This window comes from Pseudomonas sp. 2,4-D (assembly GCF_030418155.1).
Lineage (GTDB): Bacteria > Pseudomonadota > Gammaproteobacteria > Pseudomonadales > Pseudomonadaceae > Aquipseudomonas > Aquipseudomonas alloputida.
Map to the genome: position 1 here is coordinate 74,064 of NZ_JAUHUI010000016.1, position 18,734 is coordinate 92,797.

Consider the following 18,734-nt stretch of genomic DNA (forward strand, 5'->3'; position numbering starts at 1 on the left):
ACCTCTGCAAACGACTTCGTGAATCAGGCGGCTGGTTGGCCGGCGATAACTTCCAGCTTGGGCACCATGCGGATGGCCTTCGAGAAGTTGGCGAGGTTCACGGAAGTCTTGGTGACAATGCGGTGTAGCTCTTCCACTTTTTCTGCAGGTGCATCGGTGTGGATGCGCACCACGTAGCTCATCTCGTCGAAGCCTGGGTTGACGCTCTCGTCCAGGCCCAGGAAGCCACGCAGATCCAGCTCACCACTGGTTTCGATTTCCAGACTGTGGATAGTGATGCCCATGGCCGATGCGTTCACCACATAGCCAACTGAGAGGCAGGCGTTCAGGCCAGAGATAAGTAACTCCTGCGGGTTGGGGGCAGAGTTGGTACCCAGCAGCTCCAGTGGCTCATCAGCCGCGATCTGGACGTTTCGTGGGTAGTCGGTGCCGCTCAGGTGGAAGCGGTCAATGGTCGCCACGGTGCGGGTCTGATGTTCCCACTTGGTGTTGATTTTGAAGCGTGCGTGACGCTTGGCTGGATCTTCAGCGACGCCCTGTGCAAAGGCTTGCAGAGCAGCGACATCGATACCGTTGAGATGCTTGTCCATTTTCAGTTCCTCTCAAAATCGTGGATAAAAACTCAGAATTAAAAAACAGGTGAAGGCGATGGCCTGGTCAGCTCTCGCAACCAGAAATTGAGCAACTTGCTCCACTCACGCTCTCTCCATCGTTCGAAAGATCCTCAACAGCTGATTTCAGCACCTTGGAGAACACCTCAACCTCTTGGGCCCCTGAGAGATAGCGGTTGCCATTGACAACGAACAATGGGATGCCGGTGCCAAGGCCCTTAACGGTTGCTTCATCGCTGAGAATCGCTGCTTCCGAAGAATCGAATCCAAAGAGGTCAGCAGCACCAACTTCAGCTGCAAGATCTTTAAGTGTTCGCTCATCGAAAATGTCGCGCCCCTCTGTAGTTCCAGCTGCGTAGAGTCGCTCTACATATTTCGCCTGTAGCGTCGGACTCGAAATGGCTTTCACGTACTGATGCGCCGCACTGGTGTCCCCGAAACGCATCACATCGAAGCGGTAGTCCAAGCCCTCAGGAGAGGCGACTTCCTGAATAGCTTCCATGAAGACCTGTGCACGAGCCTGGCTACCTGTCTTCAGCACCAGTGCCTTCTCGAATGCGATGGGCTGCATGCCTTTGGCCAAGCGGTAGGCCCTGGGTACAACTTCAACCTCTACGTCGCTCGGAAGAGCGCCGATTGCCTGCTCCAACCGCTTCTTTGCTATCCAGCACCAGGGACAGACAAAGTCGGAATAGACTTCAACCGTGATCTTTTTCATAACTTTCCTCTGCACCTCTGCTGTCACAAAGAACGGCCTGGGCTATCAGCTACGATCCATGGCATCCAGCACGTGGGTGCTGTAAACAACCGCCGCGCCGGCATTCAGATTCACCGCTACTCCAAGTGCCTCAGCCACTTCCTCGGTCGTGATGCCAAGCTTCTTGGCTTCCGCTGCATGGAACGCGATGCAGCCGTCACAGCGAGTCGTTACTGCCACCGCCAGTGCGATCAGCTCGCGAGTCTTCGCGTCCAGGTGATTGGTTTTGTTACCGGCGTTACCGAGCATTGCCACACCCCGCAGGGTGTCAGGCGAATGCGCACCGAACTCCTTCAGGCGGGCGCTGACGTCGGTGATGGTTTGTTCCCAATTTGGCATGCTAGACATAGTTACCACCCTACTGGTTGATAGGTAAGACATTTCAAAAAAAGGCCGACACGTGACCCGTTTCGGCCCTGTTCTCAAGCAGAGATCAATACTCTGCAACCATCCGAATGACTGACATATTCACGTGATCATCTTCGTTGGTGGCCCAATTGATGAAGCTTGAGCCTTCAAGGATGCTCAGCAGCAAATACGACTTTTCTCTGGCGCCACGACCCTCGGTAATCTCACCCGAGGTAATTCCTTGATCCATGACCTTGGTCAACCAGGACAATTGCACGTCGAAGAAACGGCGCGTTTGTCGTTGAAGCCCGTCAGGCAAAGCCGCCATCTCTGCAGCCAATGCGCCACACAGAGGCAGCAGTCCACCTTCGGTGCTTGCATGGAACAACACAAAGAACGCATGAAGCCTGTCCAATGCAGTGGGATGATTGATTTCGATGCGTTCGAACTCAGCCTCCACCCGCGATACGTACTCTTCAACGATTGCAATCCCCAGGTCTTCCTTGGTTGGGAAGTGGTAGTGGATGCTCGCCTTTCGAATACCAACCGCATCGGCAAGATCCGCATAGCTAAATGCCGCGTAACCTTTGGTACGCATCAGCCCTTCAGCGGTTTGAATTAACGCGTCCCGTGTCGCCAGTGCCATAAAATCTCCTGCCAAAATCGCTCGACCAGAAAAGCGATTCCGGCCACTACACGCTATGTTACTTGCCTTGCTTACGACCGGCCATGACTCCGCCGTCCACATCCCAGACTGCGCCGGTTACCCAAGACGCCTTGTCCGACAGCAAGAAGACGATTGAGTCAGCCACATCACGTGGTGTGCCATTGCGACCCAGCGGGTGGAAATTGTTGAAATCCTTCAGGGCACCATCCAGCTGATCACCAGGGATGAAGCGTTCGAAGATCTTCGTTTCCACGATACCGGGGCTTACCGAGTTGACGCGGATACCATGCTCTGCCAACTCTGCACCCGCATGGCGAGTGAGAGTGTCCAGGCCGATCTTGGCCATCGAGTAAGCCGATGCGGGTACGCCTTCAACAGCCTGCCGAGCAGCCGCAGCCGTTACGTTAACAATAGAGCCTGGCTTCTTCTGCGCGATCAACTCCGCAGCCACATGACGGGTCAGGAAGAAAATGGCGCGGTTGAGGTTGAGGAAGTTGTCGTAGTCCTCCAACGAGTGCTCAACGAAGGCCTTGGGGTAATAGATGCCGGCGGAGTTGACCATCAGGTCAATATCCTTGTGCTCGGCAGCCAGCTTCTCGATCAACCCCTTCACGCTGGCGAAGTCGGTGAGGTCAGCCGAATAGGCAACGACCCTACCCTCACCTACCAGGGCTGCTAGCTCTTTACGGGCCGCTTCGGCCTTTTCGGCACGGTTACCCACGATCACGACTGAGCCGCCTTGTTCCGCAACCATGCGTGCGGTTTCAAGACCGATACCGCTCGTACCACCTACAACCAGAAGCTTGCGACCTTTGAACTGCATGAGTAGTACCTCCTCGGTTTGTCTATCTACTGGTAGGTAGATTAGACCCGCGTGATTTGAGTGTCAAGCTACCGCCTGTCGTGATCGGCCAGAGGGAGTGGATGACACCGCTAGGGGCCGCTAGCCCGGGCGGATTAGAAACCGGTACAACTCAAGGAAGCTAGACCAGCCAATGACCAGCACGAAGACACCGTTCATTTGATCGTTCTTGGATTGCCCCAGCCAGGTCGAGACGGAAACAAAAAAACCGCCAACAGGCGGTTTTTTTAATGGTGTAGCTCGGGGTCTCCAACTCCCCGCGACGGGGTTTGATTTGTCGCTGAAGAGGTCTTTTCCTCAGAGAGGCTTTGGTGTCGGACACATACACGATGAGGCTACCTATCGTGTACTCATTGCGTCAAGACGCAATGTTTACTGACGCCAGGACTCGACGGTTTCAGCGCCATGCTCGGTTTTCCATGCCTTCAGAATTGCATGATTACCACCCTTGGTCTGAACCACTTCACCACTGTGCGGGTTTTTATAGATCTTCAGCTCGCGGGGCTTACGGCTGCTCTTTTCCTGGGCGGCTGGGGCCGGAGTACGTGCAGAGGCTTTGGGATCAAGAATGCTGATCACGTCGCGCAAGCTGTAGCCGTATTCACCGAGGAGAGCTCGCAGCTTCTCTTCGAACTCCATCTCAGCCTTAATGGCCGAGTCACCCTTCATGGCTTCGAGCTCTGCCAGTTGCTGAGCGAGTTTTTGCTCTAGACGACGAAATTCAGCGAGACGGGACATCGGGACGTATTCCTCAGGAGGCTAATTATTTAGCAAGATTACAGAATCGGCTGAGGAAAGTCATAGCAATCTCAGGTCGCCCAAGCCAGGTGACTACATGGAGCGGCCCATCCTTCAGAATCGAGGCTGTAACGCACATTCTGGAATGTAACAGCGTCAATGTTACATTCCCAAAACCACGTTACAAGCCCCATAAACATTGGGTTTGCGACCAAACCGCAAGCGGAGCGCGCAAGCCACGATGGCTGAAGGCGTGAGGATGGAAGCCCGTAGGGCCGTGACCGGCAAGCCGGGCACGGTTTACGACAGCCGTCCCCCACAGGGGCACGCTCAAGTATCAGCGATGCATTTTGCTGAATCGCTGTACTAACTTGTCCGGAGCAATCGACTTCCAGGTCTCAAGCGAAGTTGCCTTACGGAACAAGTTGATACCTACGCCAACGAAACCAGCGAACACCAAACCAGCAATGGTAAGTGAATAGCCAGTCAGATCGGATACAAATTGGGCAAAGCCATTGTACGATCCACCACTTGTATCAAACGCGCCGATTGCAAAAAACAACCCAATCCAGGATAGCAGAAACGCCACGCCCGCGATTACCGCACCGTTCACCCAAATACCTAACTGGCTTGTGTACTTCAAGCTAGGCTGCTCTAGGATTTTCCCGTTTTCGGCCTTTACAGCCATTACAAATCCTGTATTTTTTTGCTTATTCCTCGATTTCTGCACAAGGCCATAAAAGTCATACCGGCCACCATTCTCCAACTCCTCATAAATTCGAGTAGGCATCCGAAAATTAGGAATGAGGACGTCGTCGATTTTCATGATGACTTGCACATTATCTGAGAAGCTCTCAAAAACTCGTATGTCCTGTAGGCACCCTGAAAACTTCAGATATTCAAACTTTATAAACACTTGCAGCTCCTTGCTCAATTCCTGAATGACAGGCAGGGGAAGGCCTCGAGCACACCTCGGCATGCTCAGGCTCGATCTAAATCAGTGCAGCTGTGTATTAGGGAAGCGGTCTCCAACCAAGCGGCAGAAATCCCTCAAGCTGCGGCGCCCACCATCACGGCGGAAGGTAGCCACGACATACTTGGAGTTCATGGTCGTGATCACCCAGAACTTGCCTTCCTTCCTGACATTCACGATGTCGGATGTCTGGATCAGGTGCCCATCGGCAAAACGACCATGAGGCCCTTGCCGCACATGCCCGAAGACGACGCCAACGGCGCTCAACCGATGAATGTGGACATTCACCAGAAACGCAGTGACTTCGTCCTCATACCCCTGGCCTATAGCTCGAGCAATACGCAACAGATCGAAGTCCGAGTAGCGCTTCATGTGGTAGTCCACCTTCACCGTGTTGACCTCTGACATGCCTAAGCCCTCCGAGGCTCTGAAGCATTGGCCTGAGCCATACCGCGTCGGTACAGCTCTTTGACGTCGCTCAGGGAGTCGGCACCGAGATCAGGCTCATGCGTATCGACATACACAGCACCACCTTCTACTTCCAGAACACAGATGGCCACACCAGCCTGGTTGTGTCCCATCGAAAGCGACGTGAGCTTCTCCATCTTCCAGCAGCCATCCTTGTTCATCCAGGATGGGGTGACGGCTTGGACTTCCTGCACAACCAGACTCTCGTCCTGCGCTACCAGCAGCTCGACGAGGCGCATCTCATCGTTGAGCATCTCCTCATAATTCCTGAATTGACCTTCATGGAGACGCTGAACGCTCACGTGGTACCAGTGGGTAGCGAGAGCTCGGGAAACGCCATGCCAATGCATCAGCCCGTCGCCGAACATACCGGGGATGCCTGCCATGTCAGCTTGGTGAGAACGGAACATATCTTGATCTCTGAAACAGTCGAGTCGTCACAAGCGGGGGCCGCGACACCTAGAAGATTGAGAAGATGCCTTGCAGCGAAGACGACTTGCGTTGTCCTGGCCCTTTGAGCACGTAGACGGTGTTTCTAGTCTCGAAGAGGTAGCCTTCATTGAAGGTTCTAGCGATTGTCGACCGCACCCAATCGCCAGGCTCGAAACGGCGCTGTTCGTCATGCACGACCTTGTGGGCAAACAAGAACATGGGCTGACATCCTGCCGCAGATACCTTGGCCTGCTCATCTTCCGTGAGGATGGCATCCAAGATCACCCACTCCTCGACAACGCAAAGAGGCATCCACTTGAAGTGTTCTCGAGCTGCGAGGAGCAAGTCATCGAGTGGCAGTTCAGAGCCCACCAGATCAATGCCTCCCTCCCCCATCAGACCGTCGCTGAACGGGTCATCCATCAAGCACATCCCCGGTTCTATTTCCCATAAATTGCTGGCTAAGCCGCGCGACCGCCAAAACAACAACTATAGACGTTTGTTTGGCGGCAGGCAAACGGGGCATACCTCTTGGTTTTTGGGGATTCGTAATGTCGCTCCGTCAGTCCTTCGCGGCAGCGCTACAGGTACTGCGCCTGCGCAAAGGGATATCTCAGCCCGCGATGGCCAAGCACGTGGATCAGCGGACTGTTAGTAACCTGGAGTTGGCCAAGAGCTCTGTGACCTTGGATACGGGCTATAAGCTCGCCGCAGGACTAGAGATTGAGGCAGTGACCTTGGTCGCTCTCACCATTGCTTCGCACCACCAACGGACGGCTCGAGAAATACTTCTCGCTTCCCTCGCTGAGATAGAGGCGCTGGATCTCGCTGATGCCGCTGTCCCTGCCGAGCCGGAACGGCTGACTCCTCTGAACATTTCAGGAGCAAGGGAAAAGCTGGAAGCAGTCCAAGAGCTGAAGGCAAAAGGACTCACCCAAGCTGAGGCTGCAAGGCAACTGGGCATGCCTGAGTCGACGTTGCGTCGGTTGTGGCACCAAGCATCAAAGGGCTGATGTTCAGAGCAGCATAGGAGAAGCCACCGCTCTTAGTGCCTACCCTAGCTACAGAGATGCAAGTGTAATACAACTGCGAGGTGAGGAAGCCGGGATGGGAACTGCGAATGGCCGTCTTAGTGGGTTGCTTATTTTCAAGCCAAGCGACCGCCATTTGTGAAGGGTGGTGGCAGGCCCATAGGTGCTTTACTCCCGCTAGTCTAGACCTGTTCATTACCACCTTAAACAGTCGACACGCTCCTGCCGGGGCATTACTTATTTACAACAGCCTCACTTTACCACTTTGAGCTGCCTGAGCCGATTATTTTCTTCTGTCAAAATTTTTATGCGGGTTTCATTCCGCTGCCTCATGACATCAAGATTTTCGAGATCTCGCTTCATATCAATTACACGATGAAACCAATGCCCAGCCTTCCGACGAGCAATCTCCAACTGACTTTCTAGATGTGCAATACGATCCTTATCAGACTTTTCAAGATTAGCACTAACAACCGCACCGACCGCCCTTTCCCGCTTGATCCTTTCGAGCTCTGAAAGCGGCCACCCTAGCCCCCCCTCAATCAGACTGTTATCCTTAGATCGGTTTCGTATGGTATTTCGGTGAACCTTCGCTTGCTTAGCTAGACTGGATTGCGTAGCAGGAAGTTTGGCATCCTTCTCGATCTGCGCTAAAGCAGCTGTGATTGCCAAAGTCACCAATTCGAAGTCTTCAGAGTTCTTTGAATCAAATGCTGACATGAAGTTAACCCACAGTAAGCGACGCGATTACACCGTTGGCTTCTGCAACAGCTGCTTCAAACTGTTCTTTACCATAGAAAAACCGAGGATCATTCAGCATTTCCATATTGTGATCTCTCACAGCCTTCCATCCAGGAATATGCTCATCAGTAATCACCGCATTTTTGCATTGGTTTGGATTACACCGCAACTGACCTATACATGGCGCACCTTCTGATCCGCCTGGATCATCTTTCCGGCCTGAACAATAGCCAAGTGCAGTATTCGCAAAAACCGCGTCAGTCAGCCTGCCCAGTTCACCCATAATCTCAGGCTTTGTAAAACCAGCCCCCATCATTCCTTCGAAATAATCCTGCCTCCTCTGGGCGAATTCACGAGCGCCGCCTCCTGAGACAACCGATTTAGGGGAGAAGATTTTCTCAACCTTCTGCTTCTTAAATTCCGACAGGAAGAAACCTGCCATTTGAGACTGAAGTAACGCAGCACTGTTACCATAAACCATAGTAGCCTCTGATGGCAGACTTAGCGCTTGATCATACACATGTTTCAACTGATAACTAATATACGGCATACCTAGGTTTGCTTTGATCATTTGCCGCGTAAGTGAATGCTTAAATTGATGGGAGTTAAAAACCCAACCCGCGAACGTCTCACCACGATCAATTTTAGTGAAATACTTCTTCATGGCAACATGAAAACCTGAATATGAGTAACCTTTCTTCCCTTCTGCCCCATTGTCCATATCAGCCCCTGTCATCAGATTATTTTGTGAAAACAGGTAGCTACTACCTTTAATAGGCGCGAGCGCCTCTAATGCCTCAACCGCATCAATAACTGCATCAATAGCCACCCAGCTTTCATCACTCAAATCTGCAGCAGACTTAGTCTTAAATACTTTTCCAGTGACCACATTATAACCATCAGCTTTGCTCCGACACCCCATTCTCAAACTCGTGAGCTCTGAAAAGCGACCACCAGTATATAAACCGACAACACATTGCGAGGCCATATTAACCTCTTGCAAATAACCGGCAATCTCACCGATTGAAGTACCATGACGCCTCAATCTCTTTTCAATATAGCTTTTTCGACCACCACCGGCATAAGCAGCACGATATTCCACATACTGTCCGAACAGGTACTTCATGTCGTGATTTGCGATTGCATCACTAGGTGCGTATTCGTATACGTCCTCATTCAGTAGCGGCAACCCCATTCGAAGTAAAAAATCTTTCACTCGCGCCAATGACGAATAACTAGCCTCAGCAAATTGCTCGTCAGTCAACCATCGTACTTCCCTCCCATCACCCGTATCCTCAGGGACTACGTCTTGCTTGGGTTTAGATAGAATCTCCTTGATACGAAGATTCGTTTTGGCGTCAAATTTCATGACCCCACCAATTATTTGACCAGCGGCAGCACTAAAGACCAGGTTCAAAACTGGCTTGAGCTCACTCCGATTCCCACCATAACCAATAAGAGCAGACTCGACATCCGCCTCTGTGATATCAGCCAGAGAAACATCCAAAGAAAGGATATCATTTGCAACCAAAAACTTTTCCAGCAGCCTAAGGATTACTTTTGCCCGAGGAACAACTGTTTGTGCCTTCAAGTTCCTTTTCCCACGAAACCATGATGGGATTTTGAGGTAATATAAAAATATTGCCTGCAACTCGGCAACAATCCTAGGACTGATTTGACGCTCACCCCAATTTATCCTCAACCGTGTCGCATCAATAGAACGCGCTCGTTCTTTGGTATCCGCTACAAAATCCCAGACAAGATCTCCGACTAACGAGACCGACGAAACCCTGATATTTGCGACGAGCTCGCAACAAGCTCCCTTCTTGGCCTCATCAAGTAGAAATTGTACTTCAGCCTCTTTCATGTTTCCCCCTCACCAAGAAAGGATCCGTGTAAACTTCGAGATTTTTAGACTGCTGATTTGCCATGCAAAGAACCTCTTCAGAAAAGTCACTGTTCTCCCCTAGAATTCCATCCAGAACACTAAGATTCTGGATGAGTACAGCGCGATGCGTTGTAGCACCTGCACCATTTTCTAATGCAAACTTATAACCCCGCTGCATTGCAAATAGTCTAGGCAAGTGCTCTTCCAAAATGACAACCTTCGAACATCTCAAGCACATATTGAAATTTGTGCATGCCTGCCCTTCTACCCACCCTGTTGCCTTCTTAATTCGGGCTGGCGGGTTATACACATCGAGACAAAGCGCTGTTGCAGTAGAAAAAATAATTGCCGGATTATTAGTTTTCTTCATTGCAATTTCTTTGGGGTGCCTAATTTGCTCCTCCCTATTCTTTCGAATATTAGAAAGGCACTTGTGGAGCTCTCGCCTAGCTTTCGGAGCAAAATTATGCGCAGCAATGTATCTCATTGTAGTAACAACATCGCTATGTCCAAGAATCGCTTGAATTACGGAAATGTCTACTCCCGCCCCCAAAAGCCTGGACACTAATGATGGCCGCAACCGGGAGATGTTAATTTCAAGAGCCTCACCATGATCATCTCGCAAGTCATATTTATCAACCATATATCGGCACCATTCAAACATATACCTATTAGGCTGGAGCAAGTTTCTTACCTGCCCCGATGCAGGCCCATGTGTAGGCATATAAATGAACAGGTAGTCTTCTTCACCATCAACAACCTCAGGTCGAATAGACCCTGTGATATCAAGAACTCGATTCCAGATTTCTTCAATTTTACTAGACTGCTTAACCTCAAGAGGCATGACATCTTGCTTTTCAGCACTGACTTTATCTAAATTACCGGTCAAGAGACCCTCATGCAGATCTGTATCACCCTGCCCCCTACCTTTCCAGTAATAGATACAAGGCTTACCGGTTAGAGGATGAGATTTGATGTAGTCAGTTGTCTTAAGAGATTGCGCAGGGGTTGCATTTAAGCCTGTCCAAGTTACAAGCTTGAATAAAAAAGGCATAATCACATAAGCATCAAGCCCCATAATCACACCCCATCGAAGGAAGAGAACTCTTGTTCCGCCATGTTTCTTTGCAGCCATGTAGAATTTCTTTTGAGCATGACTCATGGTTTTAGAGTAAACAAAAGGCTCACAGTCAAGCTTATTCTCGAACCACCATTTCAAATTGTTTTCATCATCGCTCCATCCTGGAGCAAAACGAGTACCGACAAAATCCGGGGGCCGTCCACATCCGGTAGGTATGTATCCCGACATAAGCTTGCTTTCGACAAAGGTGATTTCTTCATCGAGCGCCCTATCGAAACTCTGAAACTCGCTCTCTGAGAACGAATTCCGCGTCGAAGTTTCCCGGAAGGTAGGATCAAGGACTACATCCAAAAAGCTCCGGTAATCATAAAATGAATTCACGACTGCATATGAGAGAACTCCGCGCACAGCGGATAAAACTGTCGCCCGGTATGACGAAGAGTAGGGCTGAAAATCCATGTGGTTTTTGAGATGAACCAAAAAGTATTGGTCTATCTCCTGCCCTACGCGTATCACTTTGCCTGCAAATCTGACATCGGAAGCTAGAAAGTTTATGACTAGACTTTTCGCCCCCTTGTACGTTGATTTAGTAGCTGGAACAGTGTACCTAGCTATACTTGCATCGAAGATTGCGTGAACTTCAGCCAAAGGATTATCTTGAGTTGCAATAGGCAGGCTATGTTCAAATACAGAGTAGGTCACGGCTCATTTTTTCTCTTTGCTACGCGACAGATAGGTCGCTTGATAAATTTTGCTGGCCTCAATATATCTCGGCTTTACGTACTTAACGCCTAGCTCATCAACAAACAGCATAGGAGAAACGCCTGCATAAATATTGGTCGTGGACAAAAACTCATGACCTAACTGCTCCTTAATTAATATCAACTTTTGAACGTGATCATCACCAAGCTCTCCAGTTAGGAAAGTGAGAGCCGTACCATGCCTCAATCGGTGAGGACTCACTGTTCTTGGTTTAAATCCAACTCTTTTGGCAGTGTCGGCTATGAGCTTCTGAATTCCCTTGACGGTGATCGGTTTTCCAAAAGAATTCAAAAACGCAGGCTTAGCATCCTTACAATACGCAAACCGATAACGGGAAGAACTATGGTACTTCTTGATTCTAGAATACATCGCACGAGTAATTATTACAGTTCGTTCCTTTGGAACTCCCGCGCGCCCTTTACTTCCTCGCACCGTAAGAGGAAGGTAAGCCAATTCAGCTGGCAACCCTTCTAACTCATCTATGTCATCCTTAGTAATCCTTATTAATTCTGATACACGCAGACCCAGATCATATAATGTGTGGACGGCGCATCGGTGCGATTCCCAATACATCCCTTCAAGTAACTTACAGACTTGCTCTTGAGTGACATACCTTGGCCTTTTCCTTTTCGGTTTCGGCGTGTCTAGCCCTGTATTTTCGAAGCCACTACTTTTCCTAACTCGACCACCTTCGCTCGACGCGAGCCAGACAAACAGCCCCTTTATAATTGTTTCCCGCAGCCTAATATAGGCAGCTTCGAGCCCTTGACCTTTAAGCAAGACCAAATATGCACTTATTACAGTGCGAGAAATACCGCACAAAATATCATCAACAGTATACCCCTGATAAACACCTAAACCCTCAAGATGCTCACAAAAGCCCTTGATATGATCGGCATATAAAAGGATTACCGGAAGTGGATGCTTATTAGTTTCAGCCTTAGCCTTTAAATAAGAACTTGGTAGCTCTGCAATACTTCCATCTTTGGAAAACAGCACTGGACATAACTTTAACTTACCTTGCGTTCTGATATTAACAATCTTCATGGCGCAAACGATAAAGATTAGCCTACGCCATCGCAAGAAATAATTCACCTAACTTTAGAACATTTTCTTACTGACACAACAATAAATATAACCAGCAATTTTAATTTAATTATTGATTAATTATTCATATATTGCCCAAGGCAAATAAAAGACAAGTAATCAGCGCAACGAGGGGTCGCTTCCAAGCAGTTGGTAGATGGATAACAGCCATCAAGCATGGTGCTCTCGCAAAATCGCACCAAGCGCAGGATAGGAAGGGATTTGGAGTGTGTTGCTTCGAGCTGCCTCTTAACACGCCAGCAGATTTGAGCATCGAGCCTTGCCCTAGCTATAGCAGCGGAGCATTGGAAAGGCGGTGAGGGATGGCCTCCGTGTGGAACGGGGGAGCTGCTTAAAAGGTAGGGAAGGAAGCCGTATTGTGCACTTTAGGATGGTAGACAAAAAGGATGAAGTCGGTACGCACAGCCCCCTTGATCTTGGCTTTTTCAAAAGCCACCAGGTCAACACTGGCATCGGCAACGGCCTCCTTGCGCGCCTCGTGCTGTGCCTCATCCTCTTCCTTGCTGTGCAAGAACTTGTGCGCCAGCTTCTCGAAACCCTCGAAGCACAGGAACGCGCCACCCAGCATCAACAACGGCGTAACCGCCCAGGGTATGAACGCACTGATCAGCAGCGCGGCCGGTACCAGGATCGCCTTGTTGACGAACGACCCCTTGGCCACCGCCCAGACAACCGGAAGTTCGCGATCGGCGCGCACGCCGGTGACCTGCTGAGCATTCAACGCCAGGTCATCACCCAGCACGCCTGCGGTTTTTTTTGCCGCCACCTTGGTCATCAGAGAGACGTCATCCAGCAGCGTGGCGATATCGTCGATCAGTACCAGTAGACTGCTTCCTGCCATGTTTGCTTGTATCCAAATAAGTCAATGTGCCGGATTCTAGCCCAAAGCCGCTGCCTTGAGCGCCCGTCGAGGCCGGTGCTACCATGCCCGATCCCCCTTAGAGGTGGCCAGACACGAGGAAGATCCCTGACCATGAGCACCATTCGCGAGCGCAACAAGGAATTGATCCTGCGCGCGGCCAGCGAGGAATTCGCCGACAAGGGCTTCGCCGCCACCAAGACCAGCGATATCGCGGCCAAGGCCGGCCTGCCCAAGCCGAACGTGTATTACTACTTCAAGTCCAAGGACAACCTTTACCGTGAGGTCCTGGAAAGCATCATCGCGCCGATCATGCAGGCATCCACGCCGTTCAATGCAGACGGCGACCCGAAAGAAGTGCTGAGTGCGTACATTCGTTCGAAGATTCGCATTTCGCGTGATCTGCCCCATGCGTCCAAGGTGTTCGCCAGCGAGATCATGCATGGCGCACCGCACCTGTCACCGAACCAAGTAGAGCAGTTGAACGAGCAGGCCCGACACAACATCGAGTGCATCCAGCGCTGGATCGACCGCGGGCAGATCGCCCATGTGGACGCGCATCACCTGATGTTCAGCATCTGGGCGGCGACCCAGACCTATGCGGACTTCGACTGGCAGATTTCTGCGGTGACCGGCAAGGCCAAGCTGGCCGACAGTGATTATGACGCGGCGGCCGAAACCATTATCCGCATGGTGCTCAAGGGATGTGAGCCAGAGGTGGCCTGAGATGGACAATGGGGACCGCATTCCACTGGGGTCGCACGCCCCTGTGGGAGCGGCCTTGTGTCGCGAATGGGCCGCAAAGCGGCCCCTGCTGACTTGAGCCTTACGCCGCTACCCCGGCATCTGCCCGCAACCCCACCTCCTCGATCGCACTGATCGCACACTGCTCGTCAATATCCGACGTATCGCCGCTGATCCCCACAGCACCCAGCAACTTGCCGTCCTGATCACGAATCAGCACCCCACCCGGCGCCGGCACCACCGGCCGCTCACCCATCCCGTTCAAGGCGGCAAAAAAAGCTGGCCGCTGCTGCGCATCCAGCGCCAGCAAGCGCGACCCCTTGCCCAGGGCAATCGCACCCCAGGCTTTGCCAGTGGCCACTTCAGGCCGAATCAGGCTCGCGCCATCTTCGCGCTGCAGCGCCAACAGGTGCCCGCCGGCATCCAGCACCGCCACGGTCAGCGGCGCGGCATTGATCTTGCGGCCCGCCACCAGCGCGGCATTCACCAGGCTGACGGCGACTTTCAGGTTAAGAACGTTCATGGAAAGGTCCTCTTCTTGTTGTGAGAAGCCCTAAGGGCAGTTGAAAACCGATCGAACAAATAGAACACAACGAGAGATTTTTTTGTATACAATATTTTGAAACGATCGTATGCGATGGCGCAAACCCCCGTTTTCACGGGCGCTCTGACGAAAGCCAGCTTAGCCGATGAAAACCCATTGACCTAAGCCGCCAGGCGTGAATACACTCTGTCGCAAAGCAAGTTGTATACAATTACAAAATCGATGAGGCACAAACCATGAGCAAAATGAGAGCAATCGATGCAGCCGTTCTGGTCATGCGCCGTGAAGGTGTAGATACCGCGTTCGGCATCCCGGGGGCTGCCATCAACCCGTTGTATTCGGCCCTGAAGAAAGTCGGTGGCATCGATCACGTCCTCGCTCGTCACGTCGAAGGTGCCTCGCACATGGCCGAGGGCTACACCCGCGCCAACCCGGGCAACATCGGTGTGTGCATCGGCACTTCCGGCCCTGCCGGCACCGACATGGTCACCGGCCTGTACAGTGCCTCGGCCGACTCCATCCCGATTCTGTGCATCACTGGCCAGGCGCCCCGTGCGCGCCTGCACAAGGAAGACTTCCAGGCCGTCGACATCACCAACATCGTCAAGCCAGTGACCAAGTGGGCGACCACCGTTCTGGAGCCAGGCCAGGTGCCTTACGCCTTCCAGAAGGCCTTCTATGAAATGCGTACCGGCCGCCCAGGCCCGGTGCTGATCGACCTGCCTTTCGACGTGCAGATGGCCGAAATCGAATTCGACATCGACGCCTACGAACCGCTGCCCGTGCACAAACCGTCCGCCACACGCGTACAGGCCGAAAAAGCCCTGGCCCTGCTCAATGACGCCGAGCGCCCACTGCTGGTAGCCGGTGGCGGCATCATCAACGCCGACGCCAGCGACAAGCTGGTCGAATTCGCCGAACTGACCGGCGTACCCGTGATCCCGACCCTGATGGGCTGGGGCACCATCCCGGACGACCACGCACAGATGGTCGGCATGGTCGGCCTGCAGACCTCGCACCGCTATGGCAACGCAACCCTGCTGAAATCCGACCTGGTATTCGGTATCGGTAACCGCTGGGCCAACCGCCACACCGGTTCCGTCGATGTCTACACCGAAGGCCGCAAGTTCGTACACGTCGACATCGAACCGACCCAGATCGGCCGCGTGTTCACCCCGGACCTGGGCATCGTTTCCGATGCCGGCAAGGCACTGGACGTGTTCCTGGAAGTGGCCCGCGAGTGGAAAGCCGCCGGCAAGCTCAAGTGCCGCAAGGCCTGGCTGGAAGAGTGCCAGGAGCGCAAGTCGAGCCTGCAGCGCAAGACCCACTTCGACAACGTGCCGGTCAAGCCGCAGCGCGTCTACGAAGAAATGAACCAGGTATTCGGCAAAGACACCTGCTACGTCAGCACCATCGGCCTGTCGCAGATTGCCGGCGCGCAGTTCCTGCATGTGTACAAGCCTCGCCACTGGATCAACTGCGGCCAGGCCGGCCCGCTGGGCTGGACCATCCCTGCTGCGCTGGGCGTGGTGAAAGCCGATCCGAAGCGCAAGGTTGTGGCGCTGTCAGGTGACTACGACTTCCAGTTCATGATCGAAGAACTGGCGGTAGGCGCACAGTTCAACCTGCCGTACGTCCACGTACTGGTGAACAACGCCTACCTGGGCCTGATCCGCCAGGCGCAGCGTGGCTTCGACATGGATTACTGTGTACAACTGGCGTTCGAGAACATCAACTCGACCGACGCTGCCACCTACGGTGTCGACCACGTCGCCGTGGTCGAAGGCCTGGGTTGCAAGGCCATCCGTGTGTTCGAGCCAGCAGAAATCGCCCCTGCCCTGCTCAAGGCACAGAAGATGGCCGAAGAGTTCCGCGTGCCGGTGGTGGTTGAAGTGATTCTCGAGCGTGTGACCAACATTTCCATGGGCACCGAGATCAACGCGGTCAACGAGTTCGAAGACCTGGCCCTGGTCGGCAACGACGCGCCAACCGCCATCTCGCTGCTGGACTGATCGCCTGACGCCCCCAGGCACGCCCTGGGGGCCTTCATCGCAAGGAGACAACTCATGCCTCGCTTCGCTGCCAACCTGTCCATGCTGTTCACCGAACAGGACTTCCTGGCCCGCTTCAAGGCTGCCGCCGATGCTGGTTTCAGCGGCGTCGAATACCTGTTCCCATACGACTTCAGCGCTGCCGACATCAAGCAGCAGCTGGAAGCCAACGGCCTGACCCAGGTGCTGTTCAACCTGCCTGCCGGCGACTGGGCCAAAGGTGAGCGCGGTATCACCTGCCACCCTGACCGCATCGAAGAGTTCCGTGCCGGTGTCGACAAGGCCATCGAGTACGCCAAGGTGCTGGGCAATACCCAGGTCAACGCCCTGGCCGGCATCCGCCCACAAGGCCCGGACTGCGCTACCGTGCGCAAGACCTTCGTCGAGAACCTGCGCTACGCCGCTGACAAGCTCAAGGGCGCCGGGATCCGCCTGGTCATGGAAATGATCAACACCCGCGACATCCCGGGCTTCTACCTGAACACCACCCAACAGGCCCTGGAAATCCAGGCCGAAGTGGGCAGCGACAACCTGTTCCTGCAGTACGACATCTACCACATGCAGATCATGGAAGGTGACCTGGCTCGCACCATGGAAGCCAACCTGAAGCTGATCAACCACATCCAGCTGGCCGACAACCCCGGCCGCAACGAACCAGGCACCGGCGAGATCAACTACCGCTTCCTGTTCGAACACCTGGACCGCATTGGCTACCAGGGCTGGGTGGGCGCGGAGTACAAGCCGCTGACCACCACCGAAGCGGGCCTGGGCTGGCTGAAGACCCATAACGCAATCTGAGGAACAACTCGGGACCCTGTGGGAGCGGGCTCGCCCGCGAACACCGGCAAAGCCGGTGCCATCCACCGAGTTGTCTGCTTCGCGGGCGAGCCCGCTCCCACAGGGGGCCAAAGCTTGCTTGAGATATCACAATTACAAAGAGGTAATTTCTCATGGCTAAAATCGGTTTCATCGGCACCGGCATCATGGGCAAGCCCATGGCCCAGAACCTGCAAAAGGCAGGTCACAGCATCTTCGTTTCCACCCACCACGACGCCGCGCCAGCCGACCTGATCGCCGCCGGTGCCGTGGCCCTGGCCAACCCGAAAGAAGTTGCCCAGGAAGCCGAATTCATCATCGTCATGGTTCCCGACACTCCGCAGGTCGAAAGCGTCCTGTTCGGTGAAAACGGCGTGGCCGAAGGCGTTGGCCCGAACAAGGTGGTGATCGACATGAGCTCGATCTCCCCTACCGCTACCAAAGCCTTCGCCGAGAAGATCAAGGCCACCGGCGCCGCCTACCTGGACGCCCCGGTGTCCGGTGGTGAAGTCGGTGCCAAGGCGGCGACCCTGAGCATCATGGTCGGTGGCTGCCCGAACGCCTTCGAGCGCACCCTGCCGCTGTTCGAAGCCATGGGCAAGAACATCACCCGCGTCGGTGGCAACGGTGACGGCCAGACCGCCAAGGTCGCCAACCAGATCATTGTCGCCCTGAATATCCAGGCCGTGGCCGAAGCCCTGCTGTTCGCCGCCAAGAACGGCGCCGACCCTGCCAAGGTGCGTGAAGCACTGATGGGCGGCTTTGCTTCGTCGAAAATCCTCGAAGTGCACGCCGAGCGCATGATCAAGGGCACCTTCGACCCAGGCTTCCGCATCAATCTGCACCAGAAGGACCTGAACCTGGCCCTGCAAGGCGCCAAGGAACTGGGCATCAACCTGCCCAACACCTCCAATGCCCAGCAAGTGTTCAACACCTGCCAGGCTCTGGGCGGCGGCAACTGGGACCACTCGGCGCTGATCAAAGGCCTGGAGCACATGGCCAACTTCTCGATCCGCGACGACAAATAAATCGTTTTTAGCCTCACTGGCCTCTTCGCGGGTAAACCCGCTCCTACCAAAGACCGCACAATCGCTCAAAGCTGTGCATGTAGGAGCGTGCTTGCCCACGAAGAAGCCAACGCCGTTGAACCTGCGACCACAGGCCCAATGGTGGCATCGAGCAACACCCGCCCCTGGTTCGGCCTGCACGGAGGCAGTTCCAGGGGCGTTTTTGATTCTGCAGAACAACAATAAT

Annotated in this window: 20 protein-coding genes and 1 pseudogene; 5 read left to right on the forward strand and 16 right to left on the reverse strand. The window is 53.4% G+C overall.

Features of this window, described 5'->3' with window-relative positions; translation table 11 throughout:
• Positions 1-23: 23 nt before the first annotated feature.
• The 10 genes from QYE47_RS13885 to QYE47_RS13930 form a co-directional block, all read right to left on the reverse strand.
• Complete coding sequence (locus tag QYE47_RS13885) at positions 24-590, reverse strand: OsmC family protein (protein ID WP_046784311.1); 567 nt, start codon at positions 588-590, stop codon at positions 24-26.
• 67 nt (positions 591-657) lie between these two features.
• A complete protein-coding gene (locus QYE47_RS13890) occupies positions 658-1,329 on the reverse strand; it encodes a DsbA family oxidoreductase (RefSeq protein ID WP_039612627.1) in 672 nt (223 codons plus the stop codon).
• 45 nt (positions 1,330-1,374) lie between these two features.
• Positions 1,375-1,707: a carboxymuconolactone decarboxylase family protein gene (locus QYE47_RS13895; RefSeq protein ID WP_009681453.1), complete on the reverse strand. Its 333-nt coding sequence runs from the start codon at positions 1,705-1,707 to the stop codon at positions 1,375-1,377.
• Between the two features lie 94 nt (positions 1,708-1,801).
• A complete protein-coding gene (locus tag QYE47_RS13900; protein WP_009681454.1) occupies positions 1,802-2,362 on the reverse strand; it encodes a TetR/AcrR family transcriptional regulator in 561 nt (186 codons plus the stop codon).
• Between the two features lie 58 nt (positions 2,363-2,420).
• Positions 2,421-3,206, reverse strand: a complete 786-nt coding sequence (locus QYE47_RS13905) for an SDR family NAD(P)-dependent oxidoreductase (RefSeq protein WP_039612625.1) — start codon at positions 3,204-3,206, stop codon at positions 2,421-2,423.
• Between the two features lie 411 nt (positions 3,207-3,617).
• Entirely contained in the window at positions 3,618-3,983 is a 366-nt protein-coding gene (locus QYE47_RS13910; protein WP_039612624.1) for a histone-like nucleoid-structuring protein, MvaT/MvaU family, read from the reverse strand.
• Positions 3,984-4,320: 337 nt separating this feature from the next.
• A complete protein-coding gene (locus QYE47_RS13915; RefSeq protein ID WP_143133043.1) occupies positions 4,321-4,809 on the reverse strand; it encodes a hypothetical protein in 489 nt (162 codons plus the stop codon).
• Between the two features lie 171 nt (positions 4,810-4,980).
• Positions 4,981-5,364, reverse strand: coding sequence for a hypothetical protein (locus tag QYE47_RS13920; protein ID WP_206405761.1), 384 nt, complete (start codon positions 5,362-5,364; stop codon positions 4,981-4,983).
• Positions 5,365-5,366: 2 nt separating this feature from the next.
• Positions 5,367-5,834, reverse strand: a complete 468-nt coding sequence (locus tag QYE47_RS13925) for a hypothetical protein (protein ID WP_206405760.1) — start codon at positions 5,832-5,834, stop codon at positions 5,367-5,369.
• Between the two features lie 49 nt (positions 5,835-5,883).
• A complete protein-coding gene (locus QYE47_RS13930) occupies positions 5,884-6,288 on the reverse strand; it encodes a hypothetical protein (RefSeq protein WP_097156141.1) in 405 nt (134 codons plus the stop codon).
• Positions 6,289-6,407: 119 nt separating this feature from the next.
• Here QYE47_RS13930 and QYE47_RS13935 point away from each other — a divergent pair, with 119 nt between their 5' ends.
• Positions 6,408-6,869 carry a helix-turn-helix domain-containing protein gene (locus tag QYE47_RS13935; RefSeq protein WP_027615279.1) on the forward strand — a complete coding sequence of 154 codons (462 nt, stop codon included), beginning with the start codon at positions 6,408-6,410 and terminating at the stop codon, positions 6,867-6,869.
• Between the two features lie 270 nt (positions 6,870-7,139).
• Here the strand turns inward: QYE47_RS13935 and QYE47_RS13940 are convergent, their stop codons facing one another.
• From QYE47_RS13940 to QYE47_RS13960, 5 genes and pseudogenes are all read right to left on the reverse strand, one after another.
• Complete coding sequence (locus QYE47_RS13940) at positions 7,140-7,607, reverse strand: hypothetical protein (RefSeq protein ID WP_027615280.1); 468 nt, start codon at positions 7,605-7,607, stop codon at positions 7,140-7,142.
• Between the two features lie 4 nt (positions 7,608-7,611).
• Positions 7,612-9,495, reverse strand: a complete 1,884-nt coding sequence (locus tag QYE47_RS13945) for a hypothetical protein (RefSeq protein WP_154211523.1) — start codon at positions 9,493-9,495, stop codon at positions 7,612-7,614.
• Positions 9,482-11,299, reverse strand: a complete 1,818-nt coding sequence (locus QYE47_RS13950; RefSeq protein WP_301159091.1) for a site-specific integrase — start codon at positions 11,297-11,299, stop codon at positions 9,482-9,484. The genes QYE47_RS13945 and QYE47_RS13950 overlap by 14 nt, the downstream gene beginning before the upstream one ends.
• Before the next feature lie 3 nt (positions 11,300-11,302).
• Complete coding sequence (locus QYE47_RS13955; protein WP_081741864.1) at positions 11,303-12,406, reverse strand: tyrosine-type recombinase/integrase; 1,104 nt, start codon at positions 12,404-12,406, stop codon at positions 11,303-11,305.
• A gap of 442 nt (positions 12,407-12,848) precedes the next feature.
• Positions 12,849-13,307, reverse strand: a pseudogene (locus tag QYE47_RS13960) (DUF808 family protein); the annotation flags it as partial.
• Between the two features lie 132 nt (positions 13,308-13,439).
• Here QYE47_RS13960 and QYE47_RS13965 point away from each other — a divergent pair.
• On the forward strand, positions 13,440-14,051 hold the full coding sequence (locus tag QYE47_RS13965) for a TetR/AcrR family transcriptional regulator (RefSeq protein WP_014590197.1): 612 nt from the start codon (positions 13,440-13,442) through the stop codon (positions 14,049-14,051).
• 100 nt (positions 14,052-14,151) lie between these two features.
• On the opposite strand, the gene QYE47_RS13970 is transcribed toward QYE47_RS13965, so the two are convergent.
• Positions 14,152-14,592 (reverse strand): heme-binding protein, encoded by a 441-nt coding sequence (locus QYE47_RS13970; RefSeq protein ID WP_070383588.1) that lies wholly within the window; start codon positions 14,590-14,592, stop codon positions 14,152-14,154.
• Between the two features lie 257 nt (positions 14,593-14,849).
• Here QYE47_RS13970 and gcl point away from each other — a divergent pair, with 257 nt between their 5' ends.
• The 3 genes from gcl to QYE47_RS13985 all read left to right on the forward strand — a co-directional run bounded on the left by gcl (position 14,850) and on the right by QYE47_RS13985 (position 18,508).
• On the forward strand, positions 14,850-16,625 hold the full coding sequence (gene gcl, locus QYE47_RS13975) for a glyoxylate carboligase (RefSeq protein ID WP_014590196.1): 1,776 nt from the start codon (positions 14,850-14,852) through the stop codon (positions 16,623-16,625).
• 54 nt (positions 16,626-16,679) lie between these two features.
• A complete protein-coding gene (gene hyi / locus QYE47_RS13980) occupies positions 16,680-17,462 on the forward strand; it encodes a hydroxypyruvate isomerase (RefSeq protein ID WP_010955039.1) in 783 nt (260 codons plus the stop codon).
• 152 nt (positions 17,463-17,614) lie between these two features.
• Positions 17,615-18,508, forward strand: coding sequence for a 2-hydroxy-3-oxopropionate reductase (locus tag QYE47_RS13985; RefSeq protein WP_014590194.1), 894 nt, complete (start codon positions 17,615-17,617; stop codon positions 18,506-18,508).
• The last annotated feature ends 226 nt before the right edge of the window (positions 18,509-18,734 follow it).

Excerpts from the sequence above, each read along its gene's own strand:
- QYE47_RS13885 (WP_046784311.1), bottom strand. The coding sequence starts at position 590 with ATGGACAAGCATCTCAACGGTATCGATGTCGCTGCTCTGCAAGCCTTT.
- QYE47_RS13890 (WP_039612627.1), bottom strand. The coding sequence starts at position 1,329 with ATGAAAAAGATCACGGTTGAAGTCTATTCCGACTTTGTCTGTCCCTGG.
- QYE47_RS13895 (WP_009681453.1), bottom strand. The coding sequence starts at position 1,707 with ATGCCAAATTGGGAACAAACCATCACCGACGTCAGCGCCCGCCTGAAG.
- QYE47_RS13900 (WP_009681454.1), bottom strand. The coding sequence starts at position 2,362 with ATGGCACTGGCGACACGGGACGCGTTAATTCAAACCGCTGAAGGGCTG.
- QYE47_RS13905 (WP_039612625.1), bottom strand. The coding sequence starts at position 3,206 with ATGCAGTTCAAAGGTCGCAAGCTTCTGGTTGTAGGTGGTACGAGCGGT.
- QYE47_RS13910 (WP_039612624.1), bottom strand. The coding sequence starts at position 3,983 with ATGTCCCGTCTCGCTGAATTTCGTCGTCTAGAGCAAAAACTCGCTCAG.
- QYE47_RS13915 (WP_143133043.1), bottom strand. The coding sequence starts at position 4,809 with ATGAAAATCGACGACGTCCTCATTCCTAATTTTCGGATGCCTACTCGA.
- QYE47_RS13920 (WP_206405761.1), bottom strand. The coding sequence starts at position 5,364 with ATGTCAGAGGTCAACACGGTGAAGGTGGACTACCACATGAAGCGCTAC.
- QYE47_RS13925 (WP_206405760.1), bottom strand. The coding sequence starts at position 5,834 with ATGTTCCGTTCTCACCAAGCTGACATGGCAGGCATCCCCGGTATGTTC.
- QYE47_RS13930 (WP_097156141.1), bottom strand. The coding sequence starts at position 6,288 with ATGTGCTTGATGGATGACCCGTTCAGCGACGGTCTGATGGGGGAGGGA.
- QYE47_RS13935 (WP_027615279.1), top strand. The coding sequence starts at position 6,408 with ATGTCGCTCCGTCAGTCCTTCGCGGCAGCGCTACAGGTACTGCGCCTG.
- QYE47_RS13940 (WP_027615280.1), bottom strand. The coding sequence starts at position 7,607 with ATGTCAGCATTTGATTCAAAGAACTCTGAAGACTTCGAATTGGTGACT.
- QYE47_RS13945 (WP_154211523.1), bottom strand. The coding sequence starts at position 9,495 with ATGAAAGAGGCTGAAGTACAATTTCTACTTGATGAGGCCAAGAAGGGA.
- QYE47_RS13955 (WP_081741864.1), bottom strand. The coding sequence starts at position 12,406 with ATGAAGATTGTTAATATCAGAACGCAAGGTAAGTTAAAGTTATGTCCA.
- QYE47_RS13965 (WP_014590197.1), top strand. The coding sequence starts at position 13,440 with ATGAGCACCATTCGCGAGCGCAACAAGGAATTGATCCTGCGCGCGGCC.
- QYE47_RS13970 (WP_070383588.1), bottom strand. The coding sequence starts at position 14,592 with ATGAACGTTCTTAACCTGAAAGTCGCCGTCAGCCTGGTGAATGCCGCG.
- gcl (WP_014590196.1), top strand. The coding sequence starts at position 14,850 with ATGAGCAAAATGAGAGCAATCGATGCAGCCGTTCTGGTCATGCGCCGT.
- hyi (WP_010955039.1), top strand. The coding sequence starts at position 16,680 with ATGCCTCGCTTCGCTGCCAACCTGTCCATGCTGTTCACCGAACAGGAC.
- QYE47_RS13985 (WP_014590194.1), top strand. The coding sequence starts at position 17,615 with ATGGCTAAAATCGGTTTCATCGGCACCGGCATCATGGGCAAGCCCATG.